Source organism: Streptomyces sp. NPDC007971, assembly GCF_042958635.1.
GTDB lineage: Bacteria > Actinomycetota > Actinomycetes > Streptomycetales > Streptomycetaceae > Streptomyces.
Genome location: NZ_JBIBJK010000026.1, coordinates 1 through 14,621, shown reverse-complemented (window position 1 = coordinate 14,621; position 14,621 = coordinate 1). Strand labels below are relative to the sequence as shown.

The 14,621-nt window shown below is 71.5% G+C and carries 11 protein-coding genes; 6 read left to right on the top strand and 5 right to left on the bottom strand.

The window, feature by feature from the left end; all coding sequences use genetic code 11:
* Positions 1-7: 7 nt before the first annotated feature.
* Both ACFZCP_RS39010 and ACFZCP_RS39005 read right to left on the bottom strand, forming a co-directional pair.
* Positions 8-742 (bottom strand): ABC transporter permease, encoded by a 735-nt coding sequence (locus tag ACFZCP_RS39010; RefSeq protein WP_362698234.1) that lies wholly within the window; start codon positions 740-742, stop codon positions 8-10.
* Positions 739-1,647 carry an ATP-binding cassette domain-containing protein gene (locus tag ACFZCP_RS39005; protein WP_391438966.1) on the bottom strand — a complete coding sequence of 303 codons (909 nt, stop codon included), beginning with the start codon at positions 1,645-1,647 and terminating at the stop codon, positions 739-741. The genes ACFZCP_RS39010 and ACFZCP_RS39005 overlap by 4 nt, the downstream gene beginning before the upstream one ends.
* Positions 1,648-1,866: 219 nt before the next feature.
* Between ACFZCP_RS39005 and ACFZCP_RS39000 the strand changes: the two genes are divergently transcribed.
* The 5 genes from ACFZCP_RS39000 (at position 1,867) to ACFZCP_RS38980 (ending at position 10,517) form a co-directional block, all read left to right on the top strand.
* On the top strand, positions 1,867-3,702 hold the full coding sequence (locus tag ACFZCP_RS39000; RefSeq protein ID WP_391438961.1) for an ABC transporter transmembrane domain-containing protein: 1,836 nt from the start codon (positions 1,867-1,869) through the stop codon (positions 3,700-3,702).
* Positions 3,699-5,555, top strand: a complete 1,857-nt coding sequence (locus ACFZCP_RS38995) for an ATP-binding cassette domain-containing protein (RefSeq protein WP_391438952.1) — start codon at positions 3,699-3,701, stop codon at positions 5,553-5,555. Before ACFZCP_RS39000 ends, ACFZCP_RS38995 begins: the two co-directional genes overlap by 4 nt.
* A gap of 396 nt (positions 5,556-5,951) precedes the next feature.
* On the top strand, positions 5,952-7,991 hold the full coding sequence (locus ACFZCP_RS38990) for a M4 family metallopeptidase (RefSeq protein WP_391438944.1): 2,040 nt from the start codon (positions 5,952-5,954) through the stop codon (positions 7,989-7,991).
* 271 nt (positions 7,992-8,262) lie between these two features.
* Complete coding sequence (locus ACFZCP_RS38985) at positions 8,263-9,930, top strand: M4 family metallopeptidase (RefSeq protein WP_391438941.1); 1,668 nt, start codon at positions 8,263-8,265, stop codon at positions 9,928-9,930.
* Between the two features lie 65 nt (positions 9,931-9,995).
* A complete protein-coding gene (locus tag ACFZCP_RS38980; RefSeq protein WP_391438937.1) occupies positions 9,996-10,517 on the top strand; it encodes a DUF1990 family protein in 522 nt (173 codons plus the stop codon).
* On the opposite strand, the gene ACFZCP_RS38975 is transcribed toward ACFZCP_RS38980, so the two are convergent.
* Genes ACFZCP_RS38975 through ACFZCP_RS38965 form a run of 3 tightly spaced genes read right to left on the bottom strand, consistent with a single transcriptional unit; the run spans position 10,499 to position 13,530 of the window.
* Positions 10,499-10,714 carry a hypothetical protein gene (locus tag ACFZCP_RS38975; protein WP_391438931.1) on the bottom strand — a complete coding sequence of 72 codons (216 nt, stop codon included), beginning with the start codon at positions 10,712-10,714 and terminating at the stop codon, positions 10,499-10,501. The genes ACFZCP_RS38980 and ACFZCP_RS38975 overlap by 19 nt on opposite strands.
* Entirely contained in the window at positions 10,708-10,887 is a 180-nt protein-coding gene (locus ACFZCP_RS38970) for a hypothetical protein (RefSeq protein ID WP_391438926.1), read from the bottom strand. The genes ACFZCP_RS38975 and ACFZCP_RS38970 overlap by 7 nt, the downstream gene beginning before the upstream one ends.
* Before the next feature lie 24 nt (positions 10,888-10,911).
* Positions 10,912-13,530, bottom strand: coding sequence for an alpha-glucan family phosphorylase (locus ACFZCP_RS38965; RefSeq protein ID WP_391438923.1), 2,619 nt, complete (start codon positions 13,528-13,530; stop codon positions 10,912-10,914).
* A 356-nt stretch (positions 13,531-13,886) separates the two neighbouring features.
* Between ACFZCP_RS38965 and ACFZCP_RS38960 the strand changes: the two genes are divergently transcribed.
* The coding region (locus ACFZCP_RS38960; RefSeq protein WP_391438918.1) for a maltotransferase domain-containing protein at positions 13,887-14,621 on the top strand (735 nt) is incomplete at its 3' end.

Below are 14,621 nucleotides of genomic sequence, written 5' to 3'. Positions count from 1 at the left end.
CACCGGGTCACTCCCAGCGGAAGAAGCGGGTGGCACCCGCCGTCAGCAGGACCGTCCACAGCGCGAGCACGCCCAGGTGCACCCAGCCCGGCCAGTGCCCGGCGGCCGCCTCGTTCAGGGCACGGGCCGCCGCGCCGAACGGGGTCAGCTGGACCACGCGGGCCAGGGCGTGGGGCATGGCCTGGACCGGCAGCCAGACGCCCGCGCAGAACATCATCGGGAAGAACACCGCCGTTCCGATCGCGTTCGCGATCTTCGTGGTCCGCGACAGCGCCGAGACGACGCTGCCGAGGGCGAGGGCGGCCGCGACCGCGAGGAGGAGCGCGAGCAGATAGCCGGCCGGCTGCTCGGGCAGGGTCACGCCGAAGGCGACGCGGCCGACCGTGATCGCGAGGAGTGCCGAGGCCAGCGCGACCGCACCCGCCACGGCCATCTGGGCCGACAGCAGAGCGAAGGGCCGGACCGGAGTGACGGACATCCGGCGCAGGATGCCGCGCTCCCGGTAGCCGGTGAGAGCCTGCGGCAGCGACTGCACACCGGCCATGATCAGGGCGACCAGGACGACCACGGGCACATAGGCGTCGATGGGCCGCAGCCCGTCCATCGACGTGTCGGCCTTCCGGAACGAGGGGATCGAGCCGAGGATCACCAGCAGCAGCGTCGGGAACAGGAGGATCCAGAAGACGGCCGCCGGCTCGCGGCGGAAGAGGCGGAACTCGGTGCGCAGCACGGCGGTGTTCATGCCGTCTCCTCCTTGGTGAGGTCCAGGAACGCGTCGTCCAGGGTGGCGTCGGTGACGCGCAGCTCGTGGGCGGTGACGTGGTGGCGGGCGAGCAGGGAGACGACGGCGTTCACCGTCTCGTCGGTGCCGGTGAGGGTGACCCGGCCGTCCTTCTGCTCGACGGAGGCGAGCGCGGGCAGCGCGTTCAGGTCCTGCTCGTCCAGCGGTACGGACGGGGTGAAGGAGACGACGGTGGCACCGGCGGACCGCCGGACGAGACCGGCCGGTGTGTCCAGGGCGGCGACCCGGCCCCGGTCGACGACCGCGATGCGGTCGCACAGGCGCTGCGCCTCCTCCATGAAGTGGGTGACGAGCAGCACGGTGACTCCGCTCGCGCGGACGTCCTCGATGAGCTGCCAGGTGTCGCGGCGGGCGCGCGGGTCGAGGCCGGTGGTCAGCTCGTCCAGCACCACGACGCGGGGGCTGCCGATGAGGGCCAGCGCGATGGACAGCCGCTGCTGCTGCCCTCCGGACAGCTTGCCGAACCGGGTGCCGAGCTTCGCCGTGAGGCCCAGGCGTTCGGCGAGGGGCCGCCAGTCGGCCGGGTCCGGGTAGAAGGCGGCGTACAGCTCCAGCGCCTCGCGCACGGTGAGCCTGGGCTGGAGTTCGCTCTGCTGGAGCTGGGCACCGAGGATCCTCGCGACCTCGTCGTGATCGGCGACGGGGTCGTGACCGGCGACCCGGACCCGGCCGGCGTCGGGGATCCGCAGTCCCTCGACACACTCCACGGTGGTGGTCTTGCCGGCGCCGTTCGGGCCGAGGATCCCGAAGATCTCGCCCTCCTCGACGGCGAAGGAGACGCCGTCGACCACGGCCCGGCCGCCGTACGACTTGCGCAGATCGGTGACTTCGATGACGGATGGCATGCGTCGAGAATCCCGGGCGGGCGGGGCCCGGCACATCGGCCGGCCCGCTCGAAGCGGCATCGTCCGATCGGTTGATGCCGGACTACGACCCCGCGCACAAAGCCCTGGCCCGGCCCCGGGTGCGCCCCCTCGAACAGGCAGGTCGTAGGACCAACGGCGGAGCGGGACCCGTCCGAAACTCGGTGGGCGTCGTCCGTGCGGATCCGTACGCTCGCGATGATGCCCACGACACGTGCAACCGCCCATGACCGCTCCGCCGTACGCACCCTGCTGAGACTGTGGCCGTACGTCCGCCCCGTGCGCGCCCGGCTGTTCACGGCCGCGTTCGTCGCGGTCGTCGCCTCCTGCACCGGACTGGTGATCCCGCTCGTCCTGAAGTGGATGGTGGACGGGCCGGTCGCCGGCCGGGACCCGGCCGGAGTGTGGCTCGGCGCGCTGTACCTGCTGCTGCTCGGTGTCGCCGAGGCGGTCCTGTTCGGTATACGGCGCTGGCTGGTGGCCCGGCCGCTGTCGCACGTGGAGGCGGAGATGCGGGCGGGCCTGTACGGCCGTCTGCAACGGCTCCCGGTGTCCTTCCACGACCGGTGGGCGTTGGGCCAGTTGCTCTCCCGCGGCACGACCGACCTGATGCTGCTGCGCATGTTCCTCGCCTTCCCGCTGACCTTCCTGCTGGTCAACGGCGTGACGATCATCGTCGGCGTGGTGATCATGCTGATGCAGGACTGGGTGCTCGGGCTGGTCGTCCTCGGGCCCGCCGTCCCGGTGATGTGGACCTGCGTGGTCTTCGAGCGGCGCTACGCCGAGGTGGCCCGGCGGGCACAGGACCAGGTCGGCGATCTGACGACGGTCGTCGAGGAGAGCGTGCTCGGCATCCGTGTCATCAAGGGCTTCGGCCGGCACCGCACCCAGGCGCGGGCGTTCCGGGAGCTGTCGGGGACCCTGCGCGGCACGGAGCTGCGCAAGGCACGGCTGCTGGCGACCATCTGGGCCGTGATCGTGACCCTTCCGGAGGTGGCGATCGGGGCGGCGCTGGTGCTGGGCGCCGTGCGGGTGGCCGACGGCGCGCTGTCGGCGGGCACGCTGGTCGCCTTCCTGAGCACGGCACTCGCGCTGCGCTGGCCGGTGGACTCGATCGGCTTCCTGCTGGCGATGAGCCAGGAGGCGGCGACGGCCACGGAGCGGTACTTCGAGGTGATGGACGAGGAGCCGGAGGAAGGGCCCGCCGGGGGCGGGGACGCCCGTCGGCAGGGTGCCTCCCGGATCCGGGAGGCACCGGGGCAGGCACCACCGCCGGCGGCCCGGCAGGGACTGCGGTTCGAGAACGTCCGGTTCCGCTACCCCGACGCCCCGCCCCAGTCCCCTCCCCTGCTCGCCCGCATCGACCTCCACATACGGCCCGGCGAGTCCATGGCCCTCGTCGGAGCCACCGGCAGCGGGAAGACGACCCTCACCGCGCTCGTCCCCCGCCTGCACGAGGTCACCTCCGGCCGTATCACCCTGAACGGCGTGGACATCACCGCCATGTCCCGCGAGGAACTGCGCGCCAGGGTCGCGGTCGCCTTCGAGGAACCGACCCTCTTCTCGGCGACCGTCGGCGAGAACGTGCTGATGGGGGCCGGGGACGGCGCCTCGGACGAGGACCTCGACCGGGCCCTGGCCGTCGCTCAGGCCGAGTTCGCGCACGCGCTCCCCGAGGGCACCGGCACCCGGGTCGGCGAGCAGGGGCTGAGCCTGTCCGGCGGTCAGCGCCAGCGCCTCGCGCTGGCCCGTGCGGTCGTCGGCCGCCCCGAGTTCCTGGTGCTGGACGACCCGCTGTCCGCCCTGGACGTGCACACGGAGGCCGCGGTCGAGGCCGCGCTGCGCCGGGTCCTCGCGGACACCACCGCCCTGATCGTGGCCCACCGGCCGTCCACGGTGCTGCTCGCCGACCGTGTCGCCCTGCTGTCGGACGGCCGCATCAGCGCCGTCGGCACCCACCAGGAACTGCTGCGCACCAACGCCGAGTACGCCCACCTGATGTCCGGCGACCCGGGGGAAGACGAGGGCACGCGATGACCACCACCACGACCGCAACCCCGGCCACGGACGACGGCCCGCTGCCCCGCCGCAAGGACGCCGACGACCCGTTCGACCAGGACGTCCTGCCCACCCCACCGGGTGCCACGGCCGCCCTGCTGCGCTCGCTGCTCGCGCCCCTGCGGGCCCGGGTCGCCGTCACCACCCTCCTTCTGCTGCTCCAGCAGGCGGCCGTGCAGGCGGGCCCGCTGCTGGTGGCGTACGCCATCGACGACGCCGTGCCGGCGCTGCGGGACCACGACCACGGGCCGCTGATCGCGGTGGGGGCCGGCTATCTGCTGTGCGCGCTGGTCGCCGGCGGGCTGCAGTTCGCGTTCGTCGAGACCTCCGCCCGGGTCAGCCAGGACGTGCTGCTGGACCTCAGGGGCCGGATCTTCGGGCACGCGCAGGCGCTGAGCGTCGACTTCCACGAGCGCTACACCTCGGGCCGGCTGATCTCCCGTTCCACCACCGACGTCGAGTCGCTGCGCGAACTCCTCGACGAGGGGCTGCAGGAGCTGGTGACCGTCGTCCTGTCCTTCGTCTACATCTCGGCGATGCTGCTCTGGCTGGATCTGGGCCTCGGTGCGGTCGCGGTGGGCTCCTTCGTGCCGCTGTACCTGCTCGTCCGGCTCTACCAGCGGCGCGCGGGGCGGGTGTTCCGTGTACGGTCCACGGCGATCGCGGCGGTGATCGTGAAGTTCGTCGAGACGATGAACGGCATCCGGCCGGTGCGCGCGTTTCGCCGGGAGGCCGCGAACGACACCGAGTTCGCCCTGCTGAACCGGCGGCACGAGCGGACCAACGGGGACGCGATGCTGGAGATGGCCCGGTACGTCGTCGGCTCCCGGCTGGTGGCCAACACGGCGGTCGCGGCGATCGTGCTGTGGGGTGCCCAGCGGGTGGCGTCCGGCTCGCTGGAGCTGGGCGTGCTGGCGGCGGCGGTGCTGTATCTGCGGCGGCTGTACGACCCGATCGACCGCCTCGGCATGTTCCTGAACTCCTACCAGTCGGCGGCCGCCTCCCTGGAGAAGATCGCCGGGCTGCTGGCGCAGACGCCGTCCGTGCCGGAGCCGTCGGTCCCGCGCGAACTGCCGCCTTCCGAGCGCGAGTTGCCGGGCCGGGAGGTCGTCTTCGACGGGGTCCGTTTCGCCTACCGCACCGGCGGCGAGGTGCTGGCCCGCTTCGACCTGACCCTCCCGGCCGGGCAGACGGTCGCGGTGGTCGGCTCCACGGGCGCGGGCAAGTCGACCCTGGCCAAGCTGCTCGCCCGGTTCTACGACCCCTCCGACGGCCGGGTGCTGCTGGACGGCGTCGACCTGCGCGAGCTGGCCCTGCCCGAGCTGCGGCGCGGAGTGGTCATGGTGACGCAGGAGGCCTTCCTGTTCTCCGGTACGGTCGCGGACAACATCGCGATCGGCCGGCCCGACGCCACCCGCGAGGAGATCGAGCGGGCCGCGAAGGCGATCGGCGCGCACGAGTTCATCAGCGCCCTGCCCGACGGGTACGACACGGACGTGCGCAAGCGCGGGGGGCGCATCTCGGCCGGACAGCGCCAACTGGTCGCCTTCGCCCGTGCGTTGCTCGCGGATCCGGCGGTGCTGATCCTGGACGAGGCGACCAGCTCCCTGGACGTCCCGGGCGAACGGGCCGTGCAGCGGGCGATGTCGACGGTGCTGCGGGGCCGTACCGCCGTGGTGATCGCCCACCGGCTGTCCACCGTGGAGATCGCGGACCGGGTCCTGGTCATGGAGCACGGCCGGATCGTCGAGGACGGCCGTCCGGACGAACTGATCGGGGGCACCGGCCGGTTCGCCGACCTCCACCGGGCCTGGCGGGACAGCCTGGCCTAGGGCCCCCGACGGTTCGTGCCGGCTCCGGGCGCCCCCCGGCACGATCCGGGACGAGGGCCCGGTCCGGTCCCGGAAAACGGTCCGTCTCCTGTGCCGCGAGCATGCCGGTGTGCGCCACCGCGCACCGAACATCACCAACAGTTCGCATACCGAACATGAACATCCGGTCAACGAACGATTTCCAGCCAACTTTATGACGCGGTCCTGACAGATGGCGTGATCCCCTGCCACTCTTCCCACGGCCGACTCACAGCAACCCCACATCTCGCGCATGCTCCGCGTGAGCCGGCTCCGCACCTGCACATGGTTCCGCGTAATGCCTGTTCTGCCCGGACGTCCCAACCCACCGTCCGGTCTCCCCTGGCCGCGCGACCCGCGGTCACGCAGAAGGAGTCAGTGTTGAGTAGCACCTCTCGCAGACGCACCTCCCACACCGCGCGTCGCCGCACCGCCACCGTCGCCCTCGCGGGTGTCGCCGCCCTGATCGCCGCGGCCCTCCAGTCCGGCGCCGCGTCCGCCACTCCGGCGAAGCCGCAGGCCGGCAAGGCCAACCCCGCGCACCAGGCCCTGAGTCTCTCGCCCTCGCAGCGCGCCGAGCTCATACGCCACGCGGACGCCGAGAAGGCCGCCACGGCCAAGTCGATCGGCCTCGGCAGCAAGGAGAGGCTCGTCGTCCACGACGTCGTCAAGGACGCCGACGGCACCGTCCACACCCGCTACGAGCGCACCTACGCGGGCCTGCCGGTCCTCGGCGGCGACCTGATCGTCGACACCGCCAAGTCGGGCGCGACCAAGAGCGTCATCAAGGCCACCAACGCCACGCTGAGCGTCGCCGGCCTCACCCCGGCCGTGACGAAGTCGGCCGCCGAGAAGCAGGCCGTGCAGCGCGCCAAGGCGCTCGGCAGCTCCAAGTCGGCCGCGGACAGCGTGCGCAAGGTGATCTGGGCCGGCTCCGGCAAGCCCGTCCTCGCCTACGAGACCGTGGTCGGCGGCCTCCAGGACGACGGCACCCCGAACCAGCTGCACGTCATCACCGACGCCGCCACCGGCAAGAAGCTCTTCGAGTACCAGGGCATCAAGAACGGTATCGGCAACACCCAGTACAGCGGCCAGGTGTCGCTGACCACGACCCAGTCGGGCTCGAACTACACGCTGACCGACGGGGCGCGCGGCGGCCACAAGACGTACAACCTCAACCACGGCTCCTCGGGCACCGGCACGCTGTTCTCCCAGACCAACGACACCTGGGGCAACGGCACCACGTCCAACGCGGCGACCGCGGGCGCGGACGCCCACTACGGCGCGGCGGAGACCTGGGACTTCTACAAGAACACCTTCGGCCGCAGCGGCATCAAGAACAACGGCGTCGGCGCCTACTCCCGCGTCCACTACGGCAACGCGTACGTGAACGCGTTCTGGGACGACAGCTGCTTCTGCATGACCTACGGCGACGGCTCCGGCAACAACGACCCGCTGACCGCGCTGGACGTCGCGGGCCACGAGATGAGCCACGGCGTCACCGCCAACACCGCGGGCCTGGACTACAGCGGTGAGTCCGGCGGCCTGAACGAGGCCACCAGCGACATCATGGGCACCGGCGTGGAGTTCTACGCCAACAACAGCACCGACGTCGGCGACTACCTCATCGGCGAGAAGATCAACATCAACGGCGACGGCACCCCGCTGCGCTACATGGACAAGCCCAGCAAGGACGGCGGCTCCGCCGACTCCTGGTACTCGGGCGTCGGCAACCTCGACGTGCACTACTCCTCGGGCGTGGCGAACCACTTCTTCTACCTGCTGTCGGAGGGCAGCGGCGCCAAGGTCATCAACGGCGTCAGCTACAACTCGCCGACCTCGGACGGCCTCCCGGTCACCGGCATCGGCCGGGACAAGGCGCTGCAGATCTGGTACCGGGCGCTGACCACCAAGTGGACGTCCACCACCGACTACGCGGCCGCCCGCACCGGCACCCTCGCGGCGGCCGGTGAGCTGTACGGCACCTCCGGCGCCGAGTACAAGGCGGTGCAGGACGCCTGGGCGGCCGTCAACGTCGGTTCGCGCTCCGGCGGCGGAGGCGGCGGCGGTTCGTCGTACGAGAACACCACCCCGGTGTCGATCCCGGACAACGGGCCCGCGGTGACCTCGGCGATCACCGTTTCCGGCAGGAGCGGAAACGCGCCAAGCAACCTTCAGGTGAGCGTCGACATCTCGCACACCTGGCGGGGTGACCTGGTGATCGATCTCGTCGGTCCGTCGGGCACCTCCTACCGCCTGAAGAACTTCTCCTCGTCCGACTCGGCGGACAACGTGAAGCAGACCTTCACGGTCAACGCCTCCGCCCAAACGGCCAACGGTACCTGGAAGTTGAAGGTCCAGGACCAGGCGGCGCAGGACGTCGGAACGATCAACAGCTGGAAGCTGACGTTCCCGTAAACCGCAGGCCACCGGTTCGGGAACAGGGCGCCGCCGGAGGGTTCCACACCCTCGGGCGGCGCCCGTTCACGCGCCCGAAACACGGGGCCACAGAGGCGAAATGTTCGCCGACTGTCAGTTTTCGGCCAACATCACTTCAGGGTCATGACATGTACGCGCCCTTGATGCCACAGTTCCCTCACCCGCCGCAGCAGCACAGCAACTTCACAACGCCATACTCACCGGCCAGTAACCCCACACTGCCCGGTCTCCCCCACCAGAAGGAGCTTCCGTGAGCCCCCTCTACGCGCGTCATAAGCGTGCCACTCTGGCCATCGCCACCGCTGTCGCGGCCGGAGCCCTCATCTCCACCGGTCTGGCCACCAGCGCCAACGCCCAGACCCCGGCCGCCGGGTCCGCCGCCGCCAAGCCGCTCGCCGCGGCCCCGACCGCGCTCTCCGCCGCCGCCCGCACCACCCTGATACAGAAGGCCCAGGCCGACGCCGCCGGGACCGCGCAGCAGATAGGCCTCGGCGCCAAGGAGAAGCTCGTCGTCAAGGACGTCGTCAAGGACGCCGACGGCACCGTCCACACGCGCTACGAGCGCACCTACGCGGGCCTGCCGGTCCTCGGCGGCGACCTGGTCGTCCACACCGCCAGGTCCGGCAGAACCGAGGGCGTCACCAAGGCGGCCCGGTCGGCCATCAAGGTGGCCTCGCTCAAGCCGCAGATCACCGCCGCCAAGGCCGCGCAGCAGGCCGTGAGCGCCGCCCGGACCCTGGGCTCCGCCAAGAGCTCCGCGGACGGCGCGCGCAAGGTGATCTGGGCCGGCTCCGGCAAGCCCGTCCTCGCCTACGAGACGGTCGTCGGCGGCCTCCAGGACGACGGCACCCCGAACCAGCTGCACGTCATCACCGACGCCGCCACCGGCAAGAAGCTCTTCGAGTACCAGGGCATCGAGAACGCGACCGGCACCGGCAAGACGCTGTACTCGGGCACCGTCAGCCTCACCACGACCCAGTCGGGCTCGTCGTACAACCTGACCGACGCCTCCCGCGGCGGTCACAAGACGTACAACCTGGCCCGCAAGACGTCCGGCAAGGGCACCCTGGTCAGCAGCTCGACCAACAGCTTCGGCACCGGCACCGCCTCCAGCTCCTCCAGCGACCAGACGGCCGCCGCCGACGCCGCCTACGGCGCGCAGGAGACCTGGGACTTCTACAAGAGCGCCTTCGGCCGCAGCGGCATCAAGAACAACGGCGTCGGCGCCTACTCCCGCGTCCACTACGGCAACGCGTACGTGAACGCCTTCTGGGACGACAGCTGCTTCTGCATGACCTACGGCGACGGTGACGGCAACACCGACCCGCTGACCTCGCTCGACGTGGCCGGCCACGAGATGAGCCACGGCGTCACCGCCAACACCGCGGGCCTGGACTACAGCGGTGAGTCCGGCGGCCTGAACGAGGCCACCAGCGACATCATGGGCACCGGCGTGGAGTTCTACGCCAACAACGCCAAGGACCCCGGTGACTACCTCATCGGCGAGAAGATCAACATCAACGGCGACGGCACCCCGCTGCGCTACATGGACAAGCCCAGCAAGGACGGCGGCTCGGCGGACTACTGGTCCTCCTCCGTCGGCAACCTCGACGTGCACTACTCGTCGGGCGTGGCGAACCACTTCTTCTACCTGCTGTCGGAGGGCAGCGGCGCGAAGACCGTCAACGGTGTGAGCTACGACTCCCCGACGAAGAACGGCTCGAAGGTCACCGGTATCGGCCGGGACAAGGCACTGCAGATCTGGTACAAGGCGCTGACCGAGTACATGACGTCGACGACCGACTACTCGGACGCCCGCGCGGCGACCCTGAGCGCGGCGTCGGACCTGTACGGCTCCAGCAGCACCGAGTACGCGACGGTGAAGGCGGCCTGGGCCGCGGTCAACGTCACCAGCTGACCGAACGGCTGAGGGGCGGTACCCCGGCGCACGGCGTCCGGGGTACCGCCCTACGCTTGTGACCCATGTCCCAGGCGCCCTTCACCTACGAACCGGTCGGCGTGACCCGCGACGATCTGGCTCACTGTCCGCCCGGCTTCCACCCCATGCTCGTACGCACCCGCCTCGGCGAGGGCCACAAGGTCTTCGACCGGGCCGCCGAGGCGGTCCTCACCTGGGAGATGCACCGTGCCCTCGGCGTGGGCATCGACGCCACCGCCGACCGGGCGGCCCCGGGCGTGGACGTCACCGTCACCCTGGCCGGCCTGATCAAGGCCCCCTGCCGCATCGTCTGGACGGTGGCCGAAGGCCGCCGCGCCGGGTGGGCCTACGGCACCCTGGAAGGCCACCCCGAGTGCGGCGAGGAGGCCTTCGTGATCGACCGCACCGGCGACGGCACGGTCTGGCTGACCGTCGCCGCCTTCAGCCGCGCCCAGAAGTGGTACGCCCGCGCGGGCGGGGCCGCGACGCGAGGCCTGCAGCACGCGTACGCCCGCCGGTGCGGGGCGGTACTGAAGCGGCTGTGCGCTCAGTTCGACGAGAGCTGAGCATCCTGGTCGGCCAACGGCCGCAGCGTTCCCCGAGGGCCCTCCGCGACGATCGCGCGGAGGGCCGCCGTCATGGCAGGTACCCCTGGTTCGGGCACGAGCACGAGATCCGGGCAGGCGAAGAAGACACCACCGCCGTGCTCACCGGTCGCCTTCCAGCGCTTCAGCACCTCGTCGGCCGCGTCGAGCGTCAGCATCGTGGCGGGCACTCGCTGCCGTCGGGAAGCCGTACCCGGGCGTCGACGTCACGGACCGTCTCCGCCCCGTCCTCGGCGCCGAGCAGAAAGTACGCGCTGAAGCCGGGCTCCTTGACGACGTGGTGGAGCCTCTCCGGCGGGGCCTCGGTGATCACCGGCTCGTCGTCGTCCACAGGATGCGTTCCAGCGCATGCGCGTCAGCGCAGCAACACCCCCGCCCCCTCCACCGTGTCCTGCGACGGCACCGCCACCAGCCCCAGTTCCACGCTCGACGTGAGGAGGCGGTGGGCCGGCAGGATGCGGACCGTGTAGCCGTAGGGGCCGGTGCGGTCCAGCGACAGGGGGCCCTCGTAGAGGCGGCGGCCCTCCAGGTCGGGGGCGCCGGCCGGCTTCAGCGGGACCGTCGTGGCGTCGGTGATGCGGTCCTCGGCGTCGACCCGTCCCGAGACCGCCTGCACCTCGACGTCGTCCGGGGTCAGCTCGCCCAGCCCCACCCGCACCCTGAGCCCCACCGACGTGCCCAGTTCCGCGGTGGCCGTGGCGGCCGTCGTCTCGACGTGGTCGACACTCACGCCGGACCACGCGGCACGCACCCTGGCCTTCCAGGCGGCCAGTTCCGTGGCCGTCTCGGGGGTCAGCGCGCGGTGGGACTGGGCGGCGGGCGCGTACAGCCGGTCGACGTACTCGCGGACCATGCGGCCGGCCAGCACCTTCGGGCCGAGCAGCGAGAGCGTGCGGCGCACCATCTCGATCCAGCGGTCGGGCAGCCCGGCCCGGCCGCGCTCGTAGAAGCGCGGGGTCACCCGCTGTTCGAGGAGGTCGTAGAGGGCCGCCGCCTCGATGTCGTCACGCCGGTCCACATCGGTGGCGGCGCCGTCCGCCGTGGGGATGGCCCAGCCGAAGTCCGGCTTGAACCATTCGTCCCACCAGCCGTCCAGCACGGACAGGTTGAGGCAGCCGTTGAGCGCGGCCTTCATCCCGGAGGTGCCACAGGCCTCCAGCGGGCGCAGCGGGTTGTTCAGCCAGACGTCGCAGCCCGGGTAGAGCTTCTGCGCCATTCCCATGCCGTAGTCGGGCAGGAAGACGATGCGGTGGCGCACCCGCGGGTCGTCGGCGAACCGCACCAGCTCCTGCACCAGGCGCTTCCCGCCGTCGTCCGCCGGATGCGCCTTGCCCGCGACGACGATCTGGACGGGCCGCTCCGGGTGCAGCAGCAGCTCCATCAGCCGGTCGCGGTCCCGCAGCATCAGCGTGAGCCGCTTGTACGACGGGACACGGCGGGCGAACCCGATGGTCAGCACGTCGGGATCGAGCACGCCGTCGATCCAGCCCAGCTCCGCGTTCCCGGCGCCGCGCTGGTGCCAGGAGGCCCGCAGCCGCTCCCGCACCTCCAGCACCAGCTGTTCGCGCAGGGTGCGGCGCAGCTCCCAGACCTCCTGGTCCGCGATGTCCTCGACGGAGTCCCAGCGCTCGGAGCCGCCGACGGTCAGCGCGTCCTCGGCCCGCTGGGCGCCGACCTCCCGGGCGCCCAGCCGGAGCACCTCCGGGGCGACCCAGCTCGGGGCGTGCACCCCGTTGGTGACCGAGGTGATCGGCACCTCCTCGGCGTCGAATCCCGGCCACAGACCGGCGAACATCTCCCGGCTGACCTGTCCGTGCAGCAGCGAGACCCCGTTCGCCCGCTGGGCCAGCCTGAGCCCCATCACGGCCATGTTGAACAGGTTCGGCTCGCCGCCCGGATAGGTCTCCATGCCCAGCGCCAGAATCCGCTGCACATCGATGCGGGGCAGTTCGGCATCCGCCCCGAAGTGCCGGGCGACCAGCTCCCGGTCGAACCGGTCGATGCCGGCCGGGACGGGGGTGTGCGTGGTGAACACGGTCCCGGCCCGAACGGCCTCCAGCGCCGAGTCGAAGTCCAGCCCCGTGGCGCACAGTTCGGCGATCCGCTCCAGGCCGAGGAAGCCGGCGTGTCCCTCGTTGGTGTGGAACACCTCGGGCTCCGGATGCGCGGTGAGCCGGCAGTACGTCCGCACGGCCCGGACACCCCCTATCCCCAGCAGCATCTCCTGGAGCAGCCGGTGCTCGCTGCCACCGCCGTACAACCGGTCGGTCACCCCGCGTTCGCCGAGGTCGTTCTCCTCCACGTCGGAGTCGAGCAGCAGCAGGGGTACCCGGCCCACCTGGGCCAGCCAGATCCGGGCGTGCAGCGACCGGCCGCCGGGCAGGGCGAGGGAGAGCCCGGCCGGCGTGCCGTCGGCCTCCTTCAGCAGACCGAGGGGCAGCTCGTACGGGTCGAGCACCGGGTAGTGCTCCTGCTGCCAGCCGTCCCGGGACAGGGTCTGGCGGAAGTAGCCGTGCCGGTAGAGCAGGCCGACACCGATCAACGGGACCCCGAGGTCGCTGGCCGCCTTCAGGTGGTCGCCGGCCAGGATGCCGAGGCCGCCGGAGTACTGGGGCAGCGCGGCCGTGATGCCGAACTCCGGCGAGAAGTAGGCGACGGCGGCGGGCAGTCCGTCGCCCTGCTGCTGGTACCAGCGCTCGCCGGTCAGATAGTCGTCGAGATCGTCGGCGACCGCGGTGAGCCGGCGCAGGAACCGCCGGTCCCCGGCCAGCTCGGTGAGCCGTGCCGGGCGTACCCCGCCGAGCAGCCGCACCGGGTCGCCCTCGGCGGCGGCCCAGCGTTCGGGGTCGACGGACTGGAACAGATCGCGCGTTTCCGCATGCCAGGACCAGCGCAGATTGCGCGCCAGGTCGCTCAGCGGCCGGAGGGGTTCGGGGAGAACGGGACGGACGGTGAACCGACGGATCGCCTTCACATTCACCTCGGACGCGTTGCGGGGTGAGACGCACGGCGCTGTACGTCTCGTGGTCGATGTCGACGGTAGTGGTTACCGAGGGGTCGGTGGGGACGTAACGGTACGGGTGTCGGGGCGCGAAGGGAGCACGGCCGGCGGCGGCGAGGCGTGGGAACCGAGCCTGCGGGAACCTGGAAAAGTGGGCCGGTCTTGTGCGTAGACATACGCGTGAGTAGTTAACAAAGTGCCGGATTGCCCACCCGAATAGGGTGGGAAGGCTCCTCCGGTACGCCCACAGCAGCACCACAGCTCATCCGCAGGACCCACCTCCCCATATCCCTCCGCCCACACCCACGTTGAAGCGGACAGGAGCGGTCATGCCCGCCACGCACCACCACTCGTCAGCTCTCCCGACCCCCGGCAGGACTGCCGGACGGCAAAGTCCGGGCAGAAAACCGGGAGCGCCGGCGGAGAACCTCCGCGATCCGGCCAATCCCCGGCAGCCTCCGGCCCCGGCCGCGGGCGGCACCGCCGTCGGCCGTATTCCCGTTCTCGACGTACGCCCCGTGGTCCAGCACGGGCGCCGTCCCGCCAAGGCCGTGACGGGCGAGTCGTTCGAGGTGTCGGCCACCGTGTTCCGGGAGGGACACGACGCCGTCGCGGCCAACGTCGTGCTGCGGGATCCGGAGGGGCGCGCGGGCCCCTGGACGCCGATGCGCGAACTCGCCCCGGGAACCGACCGCTGGGGCGCCACCGTCACGGCGGGCGCGCCCGGCCGCTGGACCTACACGGTGGAGGCCTGGTCGGATCCGGTCACCACCTGGCGGCACCACGCGCAGATCAAGATCCCGGCGGGCATCGACACCGGCCTGGTCCTTCTGGAGGGCGCCCGGCTGTACGAGCGGGCGGCCGCCGGGGTCCCCGCCGAACAGCGGGACACGGTCCTTGAGGCCGCCGCCGTGCTGCGGGACGAGGACCGCCCGGCCGCCTGGCGGCTCGCGGCGGCACTGGCGCCGGAGGTGGAGGCGGTGCTGTCCCGGTGTCCGCTGCGGGAGCTGGTCACCGCCTCGGATCCGCTGCCCCTGCTGGTGGAGCGGGAACGGGCCCTGTAC

Coding starts and splice junctions, on each gene's coding strand:
- ACFZCP_RS38975 (WP_391438931.1), bottom strand. CDS start 10,714: ATGCTGACGCTCGACGCGGCCGACGAGGTGCTGAAGCGCTGGAAGGCG.
- ACFZCP_RS39010 (WP_362698234.1), bottom strand. CDS start 742: ATGAACACCGCCGTGCTGCGCACCGAGTTCCGCCTCTTCCGCCGCGAG.
- ACFZCP_RS39000 (WP_391438961.1), top strand. CDS start 1,867: ATGCCCACGACACGTGCAACCGCCCATGACCGCTCCGCCGTACGCACC.
- ACFZCP_RS38995 (WP_391438952.1), top strand. CDS start 3,699: ATGACCACCACCACGACCGCAACCCCGGCCACGGACGACGGCCCGCTG.
- ACFZCP_RS38980 (WP_391438937.1), top strand. CDS start 9,996: ATGTCCCAGGCGCCCTTCACCTACGAACCGGTCGGCGTGACCCGCGAC.
- ACFZCP_RS39005 (WP_391438966.1), bottom strand. CDS start 1,647: ATGCCATCCGTCATCGAAGTCACCGATCTGCGCAAGTCGTACGGCGGC.